At 70.4% G+C, this 18170-nt stretch carries 17 protein-coding genes; 9 read left to right on the top strand and 8 right to left on the bottom strand.

All coding sequences use genetic code 11. From position 1 onward, the window contains the following. Positions 1–14 precede the first annotated feature (14 nt). Positions 15–701: an HAD hydrolase-like protein gene (locus EAS64_RS32425; protein ID WP_145859275.1), complete on the bottom strand. Its 687-nt coding sequence runs from the start codon at positions 699–701 to the stop codon at positions 15–17. A gap of 173 nt (positions 702–874) precedes the next feature. Between EAS64_RS32425 and hmgA the strand changes: the two genes are divergently transcribed. From hmgA to EAS64_RS32405, 3 genes are all read left to right on the top strand, one after another. Continuing rightward, complete coding sequence (hmgA, locus tag EAS64_RS32420) at positions 875–2188, top strand: homogentisate 1,2-dioxygenase (RefSeq protein ID WP_145859274.1); 1314 nt, start codon at positions 875–877, stop codon at positions 2186–2188. A 9-nt stretch (positions 2189–2197) separates the two neighbouring features. Further along, a complete protein-coding gene (locus tag EAS64_RS32415; protein ID WP_145859273.1) occupies positions 2198–2956 on the top strand; it encodes an alpha/beta fold hydrolase in 759 nt (252 codons plus the stop codon). Positions 2957–3140: 184 nt separating this feature from the next. Further along, positions 3141–3884, top strand: coding sequence for a hypothetical protein (locus tag EAS64_RS32405; RefSeq protein ID WP_145859272.1), 744 nt, complete (start codon positions 3141–3143; stop codon positions 3882–3884). Positions 3885–3923: 39 nt separating this feature from the next. On the opposite strand, the gene EAS64_RS32400 is transcribed toward EAS64_RS32405, so the two are convergent. Beyond that, positions 3924–4787, bottom strand: coding sequence for an LLM class F420-dependent oxidoreductase (locus EAS64_RS32400; protein ID WP_145859271.1), 864 nt, complete (start codon positions 4785–4787; stop codon positions 3924–3926). A gap of 165 nt (positions 4788–4952) precedes the next feature. Here EAS64_RS32400 and EAS64_RS32395 point away from each other — a divergent pair, with 165 nt between their 5' ends. Then, entirely contained in the window at positions 4953–6137 is a 1185-nt protein-coding gene (locus EAS64_RS32395; RefSeq protein WP_246115965.1) for an FAD-dependent oxidoreductase, read from the top strand. A 105-nt stretch (positions 6138–6242) separates the two neighbouring features. Here EAS64_RS32395 and EAS64_RS32390 read toward each other — a convergent pair whose 3' ends face one another. Further along, on the bottom strand, positions 6243–7232 hold the full coding sequence (locus EAS64_RS32390; protein WP_246115964.1) for an asparaginase: 990 nt from the start codon (positions 7230–7232) through the stop codon (positions 6243–6245). Positions 7233–7391: 159 nt separating this feature from the next. Between EAS64_RS32390 and dtd the strand changes: the two genes are divergently transcribed. Beyond that, positions 7392–7817, top strand: coding sequence for a D-aminoacyl-tRNA deacylase (gene dtd / locus EAS64_RS32385; protein ID WP_145859268.1), 426 nt, complete (start codon positions 7392–7394; stop codon positions 7815–7817). Positions 7818–7824: 7 nt separating this feature from the next. On the opposite strand, the gene EAS64_RS32380 is transcribed toward dtd, so the two are convergent. Beyond that, positions 7825–8187, bottom strand: a complete 363-nt coding sequence (locus tag EAS64_RS32380; protein ID WP_145859266.1) for a hypothetical protein — start codon at positions 8185–8187, stop codon at positions 7825–7827. A 129-nt stretch (positions 8188–8316) separates the two neighbouring features. On the opposite strand from EAS64_RS32380, the gene EAS64_RS32375 reads away from it, so the two are divergent. Continuing rightward, on the top strand, positions 8317–9096 hold the full coding sequence (locus EAS64_RS32375; RefSeq protein ID WP_145859264.1) for a VOC family protein: 780 nt from the start codon (positions 8317–8319) through the stop codon (positions 9094–9096). 322 nt (positions 9097–9418) lie between these two features. Here the strand turns inward: EAS64_RS32375 and EAS64_RS32370 are convergent, their stop codons facing one another. From EAS64_RS32370 to EAS64_RS32360, 3 genes are all read right to left on the bottom strand, one after another. Beyond that, positions 9419–10501 carry a 4-oxalomesaconate tautomerase gene (locus EAS64_RS32370; RefSeq protein WP_246115963.1) on the bottom strand — a complete coding sequence of 361 codons (1083 nt, stop codon included), beginning with the start codon at positions 10499–10501 and terminating at the stop codon, positions 9419–9421. A 66-nt stretch (positions 10502–10567) separates the two neighbouring features. Continuing rightward, a complete protein-coding gene (locus EAS64_RS32365) occupies positions 10568–11275 on the bottom strand; it encodes a 4-carboxy-4-hydroxy-2-oxoadipate aldolase/oxaloacetate decarboxylase (protein ID WP_145859262.1) in 708 nt (235 codons plus the stop codon). Between the two features lie 17 nt (positions 11276–11292). Further along, entirely contained in the window at positions 11293–11961 is a 669-nt protein-coding gene (locus tag EAS64_RS32360) for a GntR family transcriptional regulator (RefSeq protein WP_145859261.1), read from the bottom strand. A gap of 232 nt (positions 11962–12193) precedes the next feature. Between EAS64_RS32360 and EAS64_RS32355 the strand changes: the two genes are divergently transcribed. From EAS64_RS32355 to EAS64_RS32345, 3 genes are all read left to right on the top strand, one after another. After that, the gene (locus tag EAS64_RS32355; protein ID WP_145859259.1) at positions 12194–12652 is read left to right on the top strand and encodes a DUF6069 family protein; all 459 of its coding nucleotides are present in this window, start codon (positions 12194–12196) and stop codon (positions 12650–12652) included. A 56-nt stretch (positions 12653–12708) separates the two neighbouring features. Beyond that, positions 12709–13575, top strand: a complete 867-nt coding sequence (locus EAS64_RS32350; protein WP_145859257.1) for a GNAT family N-acetyltransferase — start codon at positions 12709–12711, stop codon at positions 13573–13575. Positions 13576–13801: 226 nt separating this feature from the next. Then, a complete protein-coding gene (locus tag EAS64_RS32345; RefSeq protein WP_145859255.1) occupies positions 13802–15100 on the top strand; it encodes a GNAT family N-acetyltransferase in 1299 nt (432 codons plus the stop codon). A 9-nt stretch (positions 15101–15109) separates the two neighbouring features. On the opposite strand, the gene valS is transcribed toward EAS64_RS32345, so the two are convergent. Further along, positions 15110–17671, bottom strand: coding sequence for a valine--tRNA ligase (gene valS / locus EAS64_RS32340; RefSeq protein WP_145859254.1), 2562 nt, complete (start codon positions 17669–17671; stop codon positions 15110–15112). Positions 17672–18170 lie beyond the last annotated feature (499 nt).

Raw genomic sequence — 18170 nt, 5'->3', positions numbered from 1 at the left:
TCAGGGAAGAAGGTTCAGGGAACCGGCCAGGCCGGCAGCGCACTCACGTCGGTCACGGTCTCGGGCAGCCGCCGCATGGAGGTGACCCGCCGTTCGGCGAACTTCGCCGGGTGCCCGGTGTGGTCGCGGTCGACCCAGACGGAGCGCAGCCCTATTCGCGCGGCGGGCAGCACGTCGTGCACCCAGCTGTTGGCCACGTGGATCCAGTTCTCCGACGTCGCCCCCGTCAGCTCGGCGAACCTGCGGAAGTGCCCGAGGTCCGGCTTGTACGACCGCACCTGCTCCGCCGTCACCACAACCTCAAACGGCGCGGGCAGCTTCTCAGCCGTCGCGGCGAACAGGTCGTCGTCGCAGTTGGTCAGGATGGCGAGCCGCCAGCCGAACGAAATGAGCGTGGAAAGCGCCTCCGCCACATCGTCGAATAGCGGCATCGACGGCCACGCCGCGACGAAGGCCGAGGTGTGGCCCTCGCCGACGGAGATCCCGGTCCGCCGTCCGGCCAGCACCAGCCCTTCGCTGAGCACCTCACGGTACGGCCGCCACGAGGGCATGGCCTCGAGCATCGACTCGGCCCGATGGTAGGCGGCGAGCAGGGCGCCTGCCCGAGGCCCCGCGACCGGTTCCAGCGCGCCGAGCATGCAGGAATTCCAGTCCGCGATCGTGCCGTAGCAATCGAAGGTCAGCCAACGGGTTCCGGGCATCAAACCTCCCTACTCGAACACCTGTAGCAGCCGATCTCTACAGTAACTGTTGTTAACTGTTTTTGAGTGATGAATTCGCATCGAATCCGCCAATGCCGCCCGTCACGGCTAACAGCGGCCGCGCGCGGGGCATGATCGTGAAGGGACGGACGAAGCAGCGAGGAGGCAGCCCGATGGCCGACGACGAGTTTCACTACTCCAGCGGATTCGGGAATGAATTCGTTACCGAGGCAGTCGCAGGCGCGCTGCCCGCCGGGCGGAACTCGCCGCAGCGTGCACCGCTCGGCCTGTACGCCGAGCAGCTCAGCGGTACCGCGTTCACCCAGCCGCGTGCGGTCAACCGCAGGACGTGGGTGTACCGGATCCTGCCGAGCGCGAAGCACCCCTCGTTCAGAAGAATCGAAAACAAGCAGCTGAGCGGGACACCGTTCGACGAGCTCGAACCGGACCCGAACCGGCTGCGCTGGGACCCGCTGCCGCTGCCGGCGGAAAACAACCCTAAAGATTTCATCGACGGCCTGTTCACGCTCGGCGGCAACGGCGACAGCAAGACGCGCGACGGCATGGCGATCCACCTGTACGCGGCCAACCAGTCCATGGTCGACCGGTACTTCGTCGACTCCGACGGCGAGCTGCTCTTCGTGCCGGAATTCGGCGCGCTCATCCTGCACACCGAACTCGGCCCGCTGCGCGTCGACCCGGGCGAGGTCGCCGTCGTTCCCCGCGGCATCCGGTTCCGCGTCGAGCTTCCCGAGGCGGACAGCGGATACGCGGTCGCCCGCGGCTACGTGTGCGAGAACTTCGGCGCCGCGTTCACCCTGCCCGAGCGCGGACCGATCGGCGCCAACGGCCTGGCCAACGAGCGGGACTTCCTCAGCCCGCACGCCGCCTTCGAGGAACGCAATCACCAGGTCCAGGTGGTGAACAAGTTCGGCGGCAACCTGTGGGCCGCGGACTACGATCACTCGCCGCTCGACGTGGTCGCCTGGCACGGCAGCTACGTGCCGTACAAGTACGACAGCGCGAACTTCATGGTGATCGGCACGATCAGCTTCGACCACCCGGACCCGTCGATCTTCACCGTGCTCACCAGCCCGAGCGACAGCCAGGGCCTCGCTAACGTGGACTTCGTGGTCTTCGCGCCGCGCTGGCTCGTCGGCGAGGACACCTTCCGCCCGCCGTGGTTCCACCGCAACATCATGTCCGAGTACATGGGCCTGGTCGCCGGACAGTACGACGCCAAGGCGGAGGGCTTCGTCCCCGGCGGTGGCTCGCTGCACAACACCTACGCGAGCCACGGTCCCGACGCGGACACCTACGCGCGGGCCTCGGCGCAGGAGCTGACCCCGCAGAAACTTGACGGAACCCTAGCGTTCATGTTCGAAAGCCGCTGGACGATCTTGCCCACCGCACAGGCGATGAGCGCGCCGTTCCGCCAGCGCGATTACGACGACGTCTGGTCTGGATTGCAGCGGAATTTCCGCTAAGTTACGGTCATGACTGGCTCCTATGTGACGGTCGGGTCCGGCGACCACCACGTCATCGCGCTGCATGGCTGGTTCGGCTCCGCCCTCGGCTGGGGCCACCTCGCCGACTACCTGAACACCGCGCAGTTCACCTACGTCTTTCCCGACCTGCGCGGCTACGGCTCCCGCCGCGACGAGCCAGGCGAGTTCACCATGGCCGAGGCCGCCACCGACGCGCTCGCACTCGCCGATGCCCTCGGCTGGGAGAAGTTCAGCCTGGTCGGCCACTCGATGAGCGGCGTGGCGATACAGCACGTGCTCGACCAGGCGCCGCACCGCGTGCGCCGCCTGGTGGGCGTGGCGCCGGTCCCGGCGAGCGGCCTGCCGCTCGGCGAGTCCGAGTGGTCACTGTTCGTCTCAGCAGCGGGGAGCCCGGCAAGCCGCGCGATGATCGTCAACTACGCGACGGGCAGCCGTCTCGTCCCCGGCTTCGTCGACGGCATCGTGCGGCACTCGCTCGACAACTCCGACGCCCAGGCGTTCGGCATCTATCTGCAGTCCTGGGCGCGCGCCGACCTCGTCGCGCGGATCAAGGGCAGCGAGGTCCCGGTCAAGGTGATCACCGGCGAGTACGACCCCACCCAGCCCGCCGAGTTCATGGAGCAGGCGTGGCTGCAGGTCTACCCGAACTCCGAGCTCGAGGTGCTCCGCGGCACCGGCCACTACCCGATGTTCGAGACCCCGGTCGCCCTCGCCATGTCCATCGAGGAATTCCTCTCTCGCGGCTGACTTCAAGAATCATCCATAACGGGTTCGGCTGCCTCTTTCCCCGCCACCATTTCTTTTCTGATCACCCGCGGCGGCGACTTCGACCCGGCCCCCGGCGGCTACCTCGACAACATTGTCGTCTACGCCCGCCTGACCGCCGCTCACCGGTGATATCTTCGCGTCAATCGCGCTGAAGGAGGGCCGCGTGAGCACCTTCGATCCGGATTCAGATCCTTCCTCTCCCGATTACGGCGCGGGCTCTGGTGGCGGCTGGCGCGGGGCACCGGGGGCAGGCGGCGGCCTGACCGGGCCGTACGGCCGGATACCCAACCTGCCTGGCATGCGTCGGCTGCGCCGGCCACGGGGCCGGTTCGGCTGTCTGGCGCTGCTGGTGCTTATCGTCATCGTGCTCGCCGTGACCTACATCGTGCCGAACCCGTGGGCCTTGCACATCGGCGGCCGGTTCACCCCCTCCGAGAGCTGGCAGGGCTTCGGCGCCGTCACGGCGAGCAATGGCGGTCACTACGAGCTCTACCTCGACCTGCGCGGCGGCCTGCTCAACGCCGGCGAGCACGGCCGTGCGAGCTGCAGCGGCACGGGATGCGACTCCCTCGCGGGCAGCGCGAAGCTGTGCGGCACGGCCGGCAAGACCTACACCTTCGCCATCAGCGGCGCGGTGCACTCCTGGTGGTCCACCGACGGCGCCGCCACCTCGGTGGACCTGACCGGCAGCCCGCTGGGCGACGGGATCGTGGTCGCCCTGCACGGCGCCTGGCACGGACCCGCCCTTGAGCTGCACAGCCCCGACAACTCATGGACCGAGGCCTTCACCCCGGCGGGGGCGATCCGCCCCGACATCTCCACCGCCAACATGGGCACGGCCACCACCACGATCAGGTACGGCTCCGAGAACGACTTCCAGTCCGCCTGCCGGCGGCTGGCCGCCTAACCCCGCCCGCCTCGCCCAGGCCGGCGGAAGTCAGCGCCGCTAGAAGTCCGCCACCCGCGGGATGACGTCGGCCCCGATGACCTCGAGCGGCGTCACGTCCCACACGTTCGCCACCGCCCCGATCGCGGCGTGGAAGCCGAGCCCGGCCAGCGCGCCGAGTTCGTCGATGATCCGCTGGGTGCCGCGCGACGTGTCGAACGGGTAATAGGCCGTCTTGTAGATGGTGTCGTAGTCGCGTCCCACCGCCTCGCAGTGCTGCCGCAGCACGTCGAGCTTGCGTGCCTCGTCCCGGCCGGCGAACAGGTTGCAGGCGTCGGCGTACTTGGCCACCAGGCGCAGCGTCTTCTTCTCACCGCCGCCGCCGATCATGATCGGCGGGTGCGGCCGGGACAGCGACTGCGGCGAGTTCAGCGGCCGCTCCAGGTTGTAGTACTTGCCCTGGTACGGCTTCTCGTCCCCGTGCCACATCTGCAGGCAGATCTGCAGCGTCTCCTCAAGCCGCTCGAACCGCTCGGCGACCGGCGGGAACGGGATGCCAAGGCCGCGCGACTCCTCCTCGTTCCACGCCGCGCCGATGCCGAGCCAGGCCCGCCCGTTCGACAGCACGTCAAGGGTGGTCACGATCTTGGCCAGGATGCCAGGCTCCCGGTAGATGGTCCCGGTGACCAGCGTGACAAGCGCCGCCCGCGACGTGCACGCCGCCAGGTACCCAAGCGTGGTGTACCCCTCGAGCATCTCCTTCTCGGCCGGCCCCACCGCGCCGATCTGGAAGAAGTGGTCCATGACCGCGATGTACTCAAACCCGGCCTCATCGGCGGTCCGCGCCACCCTGGCCAGCTCTCTCCCCAGCCTCTCCGGCCCCCGCGGCGTGCTGAAGTCCGGAATCTGCAGCCCGATTTTCATCCTCAACGACCTCCCTGTTCCACCCTTCCACCACCCTTTCACGTCGGCTACCCCCACGCCTCCAACCCGCCGCCAATTCCGCCGAGTTGGTTTCGCCGCCGTTCGGGATAATGATCATGGTCTTGCCTCTGCATGGCAGGCCGGACAGCGGATGGAGGTCACCGGGTGACGGTGCGCGCGGACCTGATCATCGTCGGGGCGGGACTGGCGGGCGCAGCGGCCGCCTGGCGCGCGTCGGGACGCGGCGCGAGCGTCGTGGTGCTCGAGCAGTTCGGCCCGGCACACCGGAACGGCAGTTCGCACGGGAGCGCGCGGATCTTCCGCCGCGCCTATCCGGACCCGCTGTACGTGCGGCTGACCGGCGAAGCGAAACAACAGTGGCACGCACTCGAGTGGGAGGCTGCCGACCATCTGCTGACCTTGACGGGCGGGATCGACTTCGGCGTCAAGCGAGACCCGGAACACCTGCACGCCGTGCTGACGGGAAACGGCGTGGCCGCGGAACTGCTACCCGCGCGAGAGGCCGCGCGCCGCTGGCCGCAGTTCGACTTCGCCGGTGCCGGCCCGGTGATGTTCCACGAAGACTGCGGCGTCCTCGACCCGGACCGCGCCATCGCGGCGATGCTGCGGGTGGCCGCCGCCAAGGGCGCGGACATCCGCTTCGACACCCCGGTCACCCGCCTCGAGCCAGGCGGCGACGGCGCGATCGTGCACACCGGCGGCGAGACGTTCACCGCCCCGGTCGCCGTCATCGCGGCCGGCGCCTGGATCGCGCCGCTGATGAGCGGCCTGGCGGAATTGCCGCCGCTGACCGTGACGCAGCAGCAGGTCTTCCACTTCGCACCACTCCGGCCAGCAGACGCATCGGCCGCCCAGTCAGCAGACCGATCGGCCGGCCGGCCAGCCGAGCAGCCGCCCGGCCAGCCGTGGCCGGTCTTCATCGTCCAGGACGAGGAAGACAACTGCTACGGCCTGCCCGGCGGCAGGGACGGTGAGGTGCCCGGCGCGATCAAGATTGGCGAGCACAGCCCTGGCACGATCACCACCGCGGCCGGCCGCGACTTCCGCGTCGACCCCGCGTCGCGCGACCGGGTGCGAGGCTTCGTGGCCAGGCGGGTGCCCGGCCTCGACGCGCGGCCCGTCAACGAGGTGACCTGCCTTTACACCTCGACCGATAACGAGGACTTCATCCTCGACCGGCCGGGCAGCGGCCCGTTCGTGATCGCCTCGCCCTGCTCGGGCCACGGCGCGAAGTTCGCGCCGCTGCTCGGCGAGATCATCGCGGGACTCGCCGCGGGCGAGCCCGCCGCCGAGCACCGCTTCACCCTGGCCGCCCACCTCGCCCGCTAGCCGCAGTGCCAACGTGCGAGGCGGCCTTTTTGATTACGGATGTACCGCTGCGCCGGCCAGAGCCGGCCTGAACGTACATTCTTGGCCGCGGACAGCGGCGGACGGCTAGGAGAGCCGCGTCGCCCGGATCACGCCGACCTGCTGACCGCCCCCGGTCACCTCGGCGGTGGCGAGCTCGACCGGCGGCTGGGCGCCGAGCATGGCAAGGATCGCGACAGAGACCGGAGTGCGGGCGCGCGCGTTCCCGTCGTCGATCTTTACCGCGGCCGCGGTCCCGTCCGGCAGCGCGAACGCGTCGACGCCCTCCGCGCCCCCCTTGAGCAGCAGCCCGGGGATAGCGGTCATCAGCTTGTTCTCGTCCCGCGTCGTCCCGCTCGTCCACTCGGGGAACTTCCGCATCGCGTCGGCGACCTTACGCTCAGGGGATCCGGGCTCCGCGAGCACCAGCGCGCGGAACGCACGGGCGAGACCGCCGAGCGTCAGCGCGAACAGCGGCGCGCCGCAGCCGTCAACGCCCACCGCCGCGATCGGCTCGCGGGCCAGTTCCTCGATGGTCCGCCGGATATGCACCTGCAGCGGGTGCTCCGGTGACCGGTAGGTTTCCGTCGGCCAGTCGTTGACGATGCAGGTGACGAGCATCGCCGCGTGCTTGCCCGAGCAGTTGTAAAGCACCCGCGACTCCGGCGCCACCCCGTCAGGTGTCTCCCTGATCAGCCGCCGCGCTGTCGCCTCGTCGATCGGCAGGGCTGGCGGGCACTGCAGGTCCTCGGCGGTCAGCCCGGCGGTGTCCAGGATGTCGTTGACGCCGCGCGCGTGGTAGTCCTCGCCGGAATGGCTGGCTGCGGCGAGGGCGAGCAGTTCCCCCTCGAGCGGCAGGCCCACCCGGAGCATCGCTGCGGCCTGCAGCGGCTTGTTGGCCGAGCGCGGATAGACCGGCGTGTTGGCGCTGCCCGCGGTGAAGGCGAAGAGGCCGTCGTGGGTGAGCGCAACGATGCTGCCGCGGTGCCGGGACTCGACGAACCCGGACCGGATCACCTCGGCGAGCACGGGGTTGGCTACCACGTCGCTCACCGACAACTGCTCCAAAGGGGTCACCCGAGACATTATGGCCGGTCGATGCGGTTCCGCCGCCCATATCGGGCGATAAGTGCCTCCAAGTCCGTTAACCGCCGATACGAAGCCGCCCGCATCGAGAACCGCATCGTGAACAACACCGCGAACAGCACCGCGGACCCGCCATTAGGCTGTGCTGTCATGCGAGCGGTAGCGCAACGGGTCACCCAGGCGAGCGTCACGGTAGACGGCCGTGTCATCGGAGCGATCGAAGAGCCCGGCCTTCTCGTCCTCGTCGGCGTCACCCACGACGACACGACGGACAAGGCGAAGAAGCTAGCGGCCAAGCTGTGGGGCCTTCGGGTACTCGACGGCGAGAAGTCCTGCTCGGACATCGGCGCGCCGCTGCTCGTGGTGAGCCAGTTCACCCTCTACGCGGAGACCGCCAAGGGCAGGCGACCCACCTGGAACAACGCGGCACCCGGCCCGGTCGCCGAGCCGATGGTGACGGCGGTGGTAACCGAGCTGAAAAACCTCGGCGCTCGCGTGGAGACCGGCGAGTTCGGCGCCGACATGAAGGTGGCCCTGGTCAACGACGGCCCCGTCACGATCATCATCGAGTTGTAAGCACGGCTCAGCCCGCGGAAACCTTCGCCTTGGTCAGTCCCGCGAGCACGCACTGCGGTTGCGCGGCGAGCGCTACCTGGTCCGCGTGCGCGAACGCGCTCCTGCAGAACGACTTGGCCTGATCGCCGCAGTAGTGCAGCACCCCGCCGCCGGTCGAGCTTGGCACGGTCACGCTCACGCACCCGTTGCCCGACGTGGCGTACTGATCATGGCTGACGGCGCTCCACGCGCCGACCGCCGCACAAGTCGCGACAACGATGGCGACGATGAGCCAGACGATGCGCTTGGCGCGCGGTGTGAGCGACAGCGCGCCCTCGATCTGGTCGGTGCCGAGGCGGGTCTTGCTGTACATCGCTGCTGCCCCATTCATAGTGGGCTCAGTGTAGGAACCCTCTGTTACAGGCAGATGTCGCGCGAGAGTCGCGCATGCCGAGGTGTACCGTCTGCGGTAGCGTGGCCCGCAACGGAGCGTGCTGCTCACAACACGGAGGTGACAGCCTTGGTTACCCGTGATACCCCTTGGCCGGATGGAACGCCCTGCTGGGTCGATCTCGGCACCGGCGACATCCCGAAGGCGGTCGGCTTCTACAGCAGCCTGTTCGGCTGGGACATCGAGCAGGGCGGCCCGGAAATGGGCGGCTACTCGATGGCCCGCCTTGAGGGCAGGAACGTGGCGGGCATCGGCCCGAATATGAGCAATCCGGACGCACCGAGCGCCTGGAGCACCTACTTCGCCTCGAGCGACGTCGACGCCACCGCGGTGAAGATCACCGGCGCGGGCGGCAAGGTGGTGATGGGCCCGATGGACGTCATGGACGTGGGCCGGATGCTGGTCGCCACCGACGTGACGGGTGCCGCCTTCGGCGCATGGCAGGCGCGCAACCACACCGGGGTCCAGGTCGCGAACGCGCCGAGCGCCTTCACCTGGAGCGAGCACATGAGCCGCGACTTCGAGGGCGCCAAGGCATTCTACGCCGCGGTATTCGGCTATGAGTACGGCGACATGTCGACCGAGGGCTTCAGCTACGCCACCCTGCTCATCAACGGCCAGCAGGTCGTCGGCGGCATCGGCGCCTACCCGGAGGAGACCGCGGGCCACGCCGCGTTCTGGGGCGTGTACTTCGGCACCGCGGACACCGACAAGTCCGTCGACCTCGCCACCGCCCACGGCGGCAGCGTCGTGCGCCCGGCGAGCGACAGCCCGTACGGCCGGATGGCCGTCGTCGCCGACGACCAGGGCGCAGTCTTCAGCCTAATCTCCACCCCCGCCGACGAATAAAGAAATCAAAACCCAAAACCCAAAACCCAAAACCAGCCCGACCCCGAACGGTTGCGGCAGCCTCCCAAAGCCCCGCGTTGCCTGGAGGCGTTGCGGCAGCCCCTGAACGGTTGCGGCAGCCCCCACGACGCATCGCGTAGCCCGGGGGCACTGCGGCAGCTCCCCGAGAGCCATATCCAGAGCCCTCCAAGACCCCGCTGGCGAGGTTACGGGGGCGACCGGGGTGTCTCAGCGCGCCTTCTGTCCGGCCCAGACGTTTTAACTGGGCCGGACAGACGAGCGCGCGTGGACACCCGTCGACCCGGGAACCGGGAACCGGAACTCAGCGGGGAAAGGCAACACCATCGAACAGCTTTCGCGCGGTGCGCACCACGCCGGACCTGACCACGGCCGGCGGGGACACGGACGTGTCCAGTTCCACCTCGACCTCGAGCGCGCCGCCCGGGTGCTCGACGGAAAGCCGCGGCCCGCCGCCGAGCACCGCGAGGTCGTGCCCGACCGCGCCAGGCTGCACGATCGCGGTGGCGACGCTGACCGCGCCGAGCACTCCGATGGACTCGTGCACCCGGACCGGGATGAACGTCCGCGTGCTGATCGTCCCGCCGTGCGCAGGCGGCGCGACCAGCGAGATCTTCGGCACGGTGGTGGCGCTCACGTCGCCGAGCCCCATCGCCTTGCCCGCCTCGAGCCGCAGCTCCTGCACCCGCTTGTTCAGTTCCTCGTCGCCCTCGAGCTCGGCGACCGTCTCATATCCGGTCACGCCGAGGCTGGCGGCGGCGACCACGACGACCGGCATCCCGTTGTCCACGCACGTCACCTCGACGCCGCCGAAGACATCGGTGAGGTTCCCCGTCGGGAACACGCCAGCCGCGGCGCCGGAGTCCTCGAAGTCGAGCACGATTCCCGCCGCTGTGCCCGGCACGCCGTCGATGGCCGTGTCCCCGTCGTAGCGCGGCAGGCCGCCGGGTGTGGGGAACGTCGCGGTGACGATCCCGTCGGTGTTCACCATCCGGATCCGCACCCGGGTCTGCTCACCCTGCGCGGCGACGAGGCCGCGCTCGACCGCGAAGGGCCCGATCCCGGCCAGGATGTTCCCGCAGTTCTGCTTGTCGGTGACGACCGGCTTGTCGACCATGACCTGGAGGAAGAGGTAGTCGACGTCGATCCCGGTGACCTCGGACCTGGACACGACCGCCACCTTGGAGGTCAGCGGGTGCGCGCCGCCCGTCCCGTCGATCTGCCGCGGGTCGGGCGACCCCATGACCCGCAGCAGCAGGTCGTCCCGCTCGGCCGGGTCGGCCGGCAGGTCCTCGGCCAGGAAGTACAGCCCCTTGGACGTGCCGCCGCGCATCTGCATGGCGCGAATGCCCCCATGCCAAGGGTCGCTGTAGCGGATGTCGCTCACGCCGCACCTCCTGTCTCCTGGTGCGGGTAGGCGAGGCCCGCACCCGTTCGGGATAACGATTTGCTCTTAGAGACCTTCACCGGAACGGCGCACATATTCGGCGTAGGAGATGTAGTCGACCTTCGCCAGCTTCGGGCGCAGGTTGTACATGTCGAGGCCGAGCACGCCGTCGGCGAGCTGCTTGCGGTTGGCGTCCTCCTTGGCGATCCTGGCCGCGGACGCGGTGACCGCCCTGGGCACGTCGAGCCTGGGCACCACGCACACGCCGTCGTCGTCGGCGACGATGGCGTCGCCCGGCCTGATGACCTGGCCGCCGAGCGTGACGGGCACGTTGACCGAGCCGGCCGTCTCCTTGACGGTGCCCTGCGCGGACACGTGCGCGGTCCAGGCGGGGAAGCCCATGTCGCGCAGTTCCTGGGTGTCGCGCAGGCCCGCGCCCATGATCAGGCCGCGGACGCCGCGGCTGACAAGCGAGGTGGCGAGCAGCTCGCCGAACGCGCCGTCGCTTGACGGCGACGTCGTGGTGATGACGATGATGTCGCCGGCCTTAGCCTGCTCGACGGCGGCGTGGATCATCAGGTTGTCACCTGGCCAGCACACCACGGTGAGCGCCGTGCCGGCGATCCGCGCACCCTGCTGGTTCGGCCGCAGCTGCGGGCCCAGGTAGCCGGTGCGGCCGATCGCCTCGTGCACGGTGGCGACGCCGTACTCCGCGAGCTTGCTCACCTCGGCCAGGTCGGCGCGGGGCGGGTCGGTGACGATAACGTTCAGCACGGTAGGTGTTCCCTTGATCAATCGAAGTTGCTGTCGACGAGCGCCCTGATGACGCTGGCCAGGTGCACCCGGACCGCGGCGTCGGCGTCGGCGGGGCGGTGGCCCGCGACGGCGTCGAGTATCGCCAGGTGCTCACCGAGCGACACGTCGGGACGGCCGGGCCGCAGCGCGAGCTGGAACTGGTGCCGCACCAGCTGGCCGTGCAGCCGGTCGAGCAGGCCGAGCGCCACCTTCTGCCCGGAGATGACGCCGACCCGGCGGTGCAGCTCCCTGTTGAGCTCGGAATACTTCAGCGGGTTCCGGTCGGCCACCGCGCGGCTCAGGTTCGCGGCGAGCTCGCGCAGCTGCGCCGCCTCCTCGTCGGTGATCCGCTCCGCGGCCTTGGCGGCGCACAGTGCCTCCAGGACCATGCGGCACTCGGTGATGGCCACGGCCTCCTCGGTGGAGATCACCCTGACCCGCGCGCCCCGGTTGGGAATCCGCTCGACGAGCCCCTCGGTGGTCAGGTCGAGCAGCGCGGCGCGCAGCGACTGCCGTGTCACCCCGAGCGTCCCGGCCAGCTCCTCCTCGACAAGGCGCTGGCCAGGGGCGACATCCCCGCTGAGTATCGCCTGCCGGAGGGCCGCGAAGGCGTGGGTACGCGCCGCCTCGCCCGCCCGCAGGCCGCCGGGCGTTTCTGCTGACATGCCTGGAACGCTACGAATACCGAACAACATTGTCAACAATCCGCCCGACCCCACCTTGCGTGCCTGGGCGGACACACAAACCCGGGCGCGGACTAATCAGTGCTGACCCCATTGCGCCACCGCCCGAACACGGAAACTTTCCGCCAGCGGGCCGGCGGCCGGTGTCGAGAAGCGCGGACCGGCCTCGTACCTCCTGCGAAGGCACCGAAACCGAGGATCCAGGAGGATCATCATGTCGACTACCACCGCTGCCGCGCAAGCGCCCGCCACGCCGCTCGCGTCTTTCCTTGCCCGCCGCTGTGTCTGGCAGGTCTGCTACCTGGCCGCCCTGCCGGCCGCCGTCCTCGTGGAGGTGTGGGGGCTCATCTCACGCGCCGCGGGCGTGCCGATGCGCGCCGCGGGCCTTGGCGCGCAGCACGCGTCCACAATCTACGTCGGCATGTTCGCGATGGGGACGATGGTCGTCACGTTCTGGTTCACGTTCGCCGTCATCGCGATCGCCCGGTTCGCGAAGAACCCAGGGCGCGCCTACCTCCGCACTGTGCTGCCGCTGCTCGCGCTCTCCCTCCTCGTCCCCTTCACCGCCGCGGACACGGCGCTTTCCACCAAGTTCACCCTCGCCGCCGCGCACCTGATGGCCGGCGCGATTATCATCCCGGTGGTCGCCTGGCGGATGGCGCGAGTCCGGTGACGCTCCGGCGTTTATTGAGCTGCGATCCGCGCGTGCGGCGTGACAGCATGACGGCCATGGGATGGCGGACGACCGGCGACGTGGCCGAGTTTCTGGCGGCGGCCGGCGATTACCTGCGGCGTGAGCGCGCGCGGAACACCGTCCCGCTGACGGTGTCCGAACAGATCCGGGTCAACCCCGCCAAGTACGCCCCGTCTCGCGATGACTCCGCGGCCGCGCCGCTGTTCGGCTGGCAGACGGGTCCCGGCGGCGAGGTCGCGGGCGCGTTCCTGCACACGCCGCCGTACCCGCTGCTGCTCACCGCCGTCACCGCGCACGCCGCCGAGGACCTGGCGGCGACCCTGGCCGGCCGCCCCCTCGCCGGGGTGAACGCCTACGCCGAGGCGGCGCAGGCGTTCGCCGCCCGGTGGTCCGACGCGACCGGGCAGCACTCCGCCGTGCACCGCAGGATGCGCCTGTACCGGCTGGACGAGCTCGCCTGGCCAGACCCGGCGCCCGACGGCGCGCCGCGCGCCGCCGACGACGGCGACGTGCCGCTGGTGAGCGACTGGTTCACCGCGTTCGCCTGGGAGGTGGGCGAGGCGGAGGGCGAGCAGGAGCGGTCAGCCGACGTCCGCGACAGGCTCAGCTATGGCGGCGTGCTCGTCTGGGAGGCGGACGGCGCCCCGGTCTCGATCGCCTGCGTCACGCGCCAGGTGGCCGGCATGATCCGGGTCGGCCCGGTCTACACCCCGCGGGAGGCCCGCGGCCACGGCTACGCGAGCGCGGTCACCGCCGCGGTCAGCGAACGCGCGCTGCGGGCGGGCGCCGAAGAGGTCCTGCTCTACACCGACCTGGCGAACCCGGTGTCCAATTCCATCTACCAGCGCATCGGCTACCGCCCGGTCGAAGACCGCGCCGTCCTGGGGTTTTCCGTCGGCTGACGGTCGTGCGTGCACGCTTGCCATCGCCCGCCGTGGATGCATACTTGAAGGCATTATGTAACCGATCGGGGACTTTTTCCGCTTCGTTAATAGGCTGTCCTCGTGTCCGCCCCGCTATCTACCTGGCCGCCCAGGAGCGCTCACGTGCCTCGATTTCCCTGACGGCCGTGCCAAAGACACCGCAGAAACGAGGGGCAGGCATGAACACAACGGGAAGCATGACCTGATGGGCTGGTACACCACCTCCAACCCGGACCGGTTCGCCGCGGCGGCTGGCGGTTACCTCAGGTCGCGGGCGGCAGAGAACACCCTGCTGTTGCCGGCCGCCGCGCCATCCGGCTGGCAGCAGCACCGGGCAGGACCGCAACTGGCCGGCGAGCAGCCCGGCCACCACGCTCATGGCCACTGGCCAGACGCCGCCTCGGCCGCCGAGCCGCTGTTCGGCTGGTGGGAGCCGCCGGACGGGGGCGAGCCGCGGGCTGCGTTCGTCCACGACCCGGCGTGGCCGCTGCTCATCTCAGGGCGTGCACCGGAGATGGCCGCCACCCTTGCCGCGACGCTGGCCAAGATGGGCAGGACGGTGAGCGGCGTCGACGCGCCCACCGAGGCGGCGGACGCGTTCGCGGCGGCGTGGAGCCAGCGGGCGGGCACCGCCGTCCGCATGCACAAGCACTGCCGCGTCTACCGGCTGGCGGCGACGCTGTCCGGCGAGCCGGCGGCGGCCCCAGGTCAGCCGGCGTCATCCGGCCAGCAGGCGACGCCCTGGCCGTCGCCGGAGACGCCGGGCCCGGCGGGCCGGCTCCGGGTCGCCACCGCCCAGGACCTGTCCCTGCTCGCCGACTGGCTCGCGGCCTTCTCCGCCGAGTCCGTCGAGCGCATCGGCTCGCCGCACGAGATGGCGGCCGACCTGATCGGCTATGGCGGCGCCATTTTCTGGGAGGTCGTACCGCGGCCGTCCAGGCGCTGGGACCCCACGCGCTCCCTGCCCTTCCCGCACCGGGACACCGGCCACCGGGACGCGGGGCACAAGGACGCGGGCAACCGGGACGCGGGCCACCGGGACGCGGGCAGCCATCGCGACGCGGGGCCGGCCGCCGAGCCCGCGCCACAGCCGGTCGCCCTCGCGACCCTGTCCCGGCCGGTGGCGGGCACCGTGCGGATCGTCGCGCTGTACACACCGCCGGAGCGCCGCCGGCACGGCTACGCAGCCGCGGTGACGATCGCCGTCGGCCGCGCGGTGCTGACCGGCACCCTCGTTCTCGGTGACACCGACGCACCCGGCGTCCCGAGCGGCCCCGCCGCCGGCCAGCCGCGGGCCAGCGTCCGCGAGATCGTGATGATCACCGACAGGAACCGCCCAGAGCACTGGGGCGGCCTGGCCGGCTACCAGCTTGTCGGCGAGCGCACCGTGCTCCGCTTCGGCCCGGCGACCGGCCCGGCGCCGCGACTGCGGACCACCGGCCCGATGCCCAGGATGCCCACGGGACCGCTGCCCCGCCTGCCAAGGCTCCGCCGCAGCTGGTAGCCGCCGGCGTCAGGAGGCGACCGGCTCCGCCAGCGTGACCTCCGCCGTCAGCTCGCCGCCCGGCACGTGCTCGAACGAGAACTCGCCGATGTTCCCCGCCGCCCGCAGGTCGGACTCGCTCGCGCGCACGACGGACTCCGACGGCCCGCGCACCACCACGGAGGACGCCTCGGCCCTGATGGACAGCTTCGCCGCCGTCTTGGCCTTGCGGACCTGCGCGAGCACCGCCCCCGCGGCCGCGAGCACCGCCGGGTCACCGGAAGCAGAGCCCGCCGATGTCCCGGCCGGCCACGCGGAAAGGTGCACGGAACCCTCCTGCCACCACGACCACGCCTCCTCCGTCACGAACGGCAGGAACGGCGCGAACAGCCGCAGCAGCACAGACAGCGCCTCGCGCAGCGCGGCGCGCGCCGAGTCGCCGGCCGCGCCGGGCCCGTATGCCCGCGCCTTGACCAGCTCCAGGTAGTCGTCGCAGAACATCCAGAAGAACCGCTCGATCGTCTCAAGCGCCCCGGCGTGGTCGTAGCCGGAAAGCGCCGCGGTCGCCTCCAGGGAAACCGTGCCGAGCGCGGCGAGCATCGACTGGTCGACGGGCTCGGTCACCTCGCCGACGGAACCCTCGAGCGACAGCACGAACTTGGACGCGTTGAGGATCTTGATCGCGAGCCGCCGCCCGACCTTGAGCTGCCCGGGGTCGAACGCGGTGTCCACCCCGTACCGCCCGCTGCCCGCCCAGTACCGGACCGCGTCCGAGCCGTACTGGTCGAGCAGGTCGGTCGGGACCACCACGTTGCCCTTGGACTTGGACATCTTCTTCCTGTCCGGGTCCAGGATCCAGCCGGAGATGGCCGCGTCCGACCAGGGCAGTGTGCCGAACTCCAGGTGCGCCCTGGTGATGCTGGAGAACAGCCAGGTCCTGATGATCTCGTGCGACTGCGGCCGCAGGTCCATCGGGAACACCCGGGAGAACAGGTCGCCGTCGGTGCCCCAGCGGCCGGCGATCAGCGGCGTCAGCGACGAGGTCGCCCAGGTGTCCATGACGTCCGGGTCGCCGATGAACCCGCCGGGCACGCCGCGCTGCGACTCGGCGTGCCCGGGCGCGGGCTCGGCGACCGGGTCGACGGGCAGCGCGGACTCGGCGGGCACGATCGGCGCCGCGTAGTCGGGCTCGCCCGCCGCGTCCAGCGGGTACCACACGGGGAACGGCACGCCGAAGAACCGCTGCCGCGAGATCAGCCAGTCGCCGGCCAGCCCCGCCACCCAGTTCTCGTACCGCACCCGCATGTGCGCCGGGTGCCAGTGCAGCTCCCGGCCCCGGTCAAGTAGTTCGGAACGGGTTCGTGCGTCGCGCCCCCCGTTCCTGATGTACCACTGGCCGGAGGTGACGATCTCGAGCGGCTTGTCGCCCTTCTCGTAGAACTTCACTGGCCGGGTGACGGGGCGTGGCTCGCCGTCCAGGTCGCCGCTTTCCCGCAGCAGCTCCGCCATCCGCGCACGCGCCGAGAACACGGTCTTGCCCGCGAGTTCCGCGTACGCGCCCGCGGGCACCCCGTCCGGGGGTGCGGGCAGCAGCCGTCCGTTCCGTCCGACGATCGCCCGGGTCGGCAGGTCGAGCTCGCGCCACCATGTCACGTCGGTCAGGTCGCCAAAGGTGCACACCATCGCGATGCCCGACCCCTTGTCCGGCTCGGCGAGCGGGTGCGCGAGCACCGGCACGGGCACGCCGAACACCGGCGTCGTCACCGCGGCGCCAAACAGCGGCTGGTACCGCTCGTCGTCCGGGTGCGCGACGAGCGCCACGCAGGCGGGCAGCAGTTCGGGCCGCGTCGTCTCGATCCACACCGGCGAGCCACCAGTGTCATCGAGGTCAGGCGCGTGGAAGGAGATCCGGTAGAACGCGCCGGGCGCGTCGCGGTCCTCGAGTTCCGCCTGGGCGACCGCGGTCTGGAACGACACGTCCCAGAGCGTCGGCGCCTCGGCGCGGTACGCCTCGCCGCGCGCCAGGTTGCGCAGGAACGCGGCTTGCGACACGCGCCTGCTGTCGTCGTTGATCGTGGTGTAGAGCAGTGACCAGTCCACCGAGAGCCCGAGCCGGCGCCATGTCTCCTCGAAGGCGCGCTCGTCGATCGCGGTGAGCCGCTCGCACAGCTCGATGAAGTTCCGCCGGGAAACAAGCACTTCCTGCTTGCCCGGCTGCTCAGGCGGTTCGAAGCCCGGGTCATAGGGCAGCGACGGGTCGCACCGCACCCCGTAGACGTTCTGTACCCGGCGCTCGGTGGGCAGCCCGTTGTCATCCCAGCCGATCGGATAGAACACTGCCTTGCCGGTCATCCGCCGGTACCTGGCCATGATGTCGGTGTGCGTGAAGGAGAACGCGTGCCCGACGTGCAGCGATCCGGACACGGTGAGCGGCGGGGTGTCGATCGCGAACACCTCGGACCGCGGCCGGGACCGGTCGAACCTGTATACCTGACCCTCTTCCCACCGTACGCTCCATACCGCCTCAAGTCCGTCGAGCACGGGCTTGTCTGGCATGGTGGCAGCGCGCGGCTGCGGGAAGGTATCGGTCATGTAGCAAGCCTAGTGCGCCCGCGTCAAGCCCCAGACGAATTAAGGCCCCGGGCAGATAAGGCCGGGACGGCCAGGGGACACCGGCGGCCCGGGAGCCTTATCTCAGAAAGCGTTCACCAGGACGGTGACGCCGTTCTCCCGGCTGCGGCGGGCGGCGGAGGCGGGGTGGCTGGAATGTCAGTGGGCCGTGGTTCCGTCGTGGGCATGCCGAGGAAACGCGAGGCGGGCGCCCCGAAGGTGGTGCTCCGCACTGCCCGGTGCGGGCTGCGCGTCACTCCCGCCCAGCGGGGGCGGCTGTTCGCGCTGCTGCGGTCGGCAGGCGACGTGTGGTGCTCCCCAGTCCCCCGCGGGACCGGGGCCACGCACCGTCGCGCGGGACGGAACCTGCCAGGCGCAGGACCCAACGCGCGGCGTGACCCCCGGCGCAGGCCCCCATCACGCCGCACCCCGGAGGCACCTGGCCGGCAGCGGCCCGCCCCTCGCCACCGGCGCTAAGGGA

Origin of the sequence: Trebonia kvetii (assembly GCF_007827045.1) — a bacterium.
Lineage (GTDB): Bacteria > Actinomycetota > Actinomycetes > Streptosporangiales > Streptosporangiaceae > Trebonia > Trebonia kvetii.
Note: the sequence above shows the minus strand (reverse complement) of the source record. Positions and strands in the feature narration are given on the sequence as shown.

Coding starts and splice junctions, on each gene's coding strand:
- EAS64_RS32360 (WP_145859261.1), bottom strand. CDS start 11,961: ATGTCAGCAGAAACGCCCGGCGGCCTGCGGGCGGGCGAGGCGGCGCGT.
- EAS64_RS32425 (WP_145859275.1), bottom strand. CDS start 701: ATGCCCGGAACCCGTTGGCTGACCTTCGATTGCTACGGCACGATCGCG.
- hmgA (WP_145859274.1), top strand. CDS start 875: ATGGCCGACGACGAGTTTCACTACTCCAGCGGATTCGGGAATGAATTC.
- EAS64_RS32380 (WP_145859266.1), bottom strand. CDS start 8,187: ATGAATGGGGCAGCAGCGATGTACAGCAAGACCCGCCTCGGCACCGAC.
- EAS64_RS32415 (WP_145859273.1), top strand. CDS start 2,198: ATGACTGGCTCCTATGTGACGGTCGGGTCCGGCGACCACCACGTCATC.
- EAS64_RS32355 (WP_145859259.1), top strand. CDS start 12,194: ATGTCGACTACCACCGCTGCCGCGCAAGCGCCCGCCACGCCGCTCGCG.
- EAS64_RS32400 (WP_145859271.1), bottom strand. CDS start 4,787: ATGAAAATCGGGCTGCAGATTCCGGACTTCAGCACGCCGCGGGGGCCG.
- dtd (WP_145859268.1), top strand. CDS start 7,392: ATGCGAGCGGTAGCGCAACGGGTCACCCAGGCGAGCGTCACGGTAGAC.
- EAS64_RS32345 (WP_145859255.1), top strand. CDS start 13,802: ATGGGCTGGTACACCACCTCCAACCCGGACCGGTTCGCCGCGGCGGCT.
- valS (WP_145859254.1), bottom strand. CDS start 17,671: ATGACCGATACCTTCCCGCAGCCGCGCGCTGCCACCATGCCAGACAAG.
- EAS64_RS32350 (WP_145859257.1), top strand. CDS start 12,709: ATGGGATGGCGGACGACCGGCGACGTGGCCGAGTTTCTGGCGGCGGCC.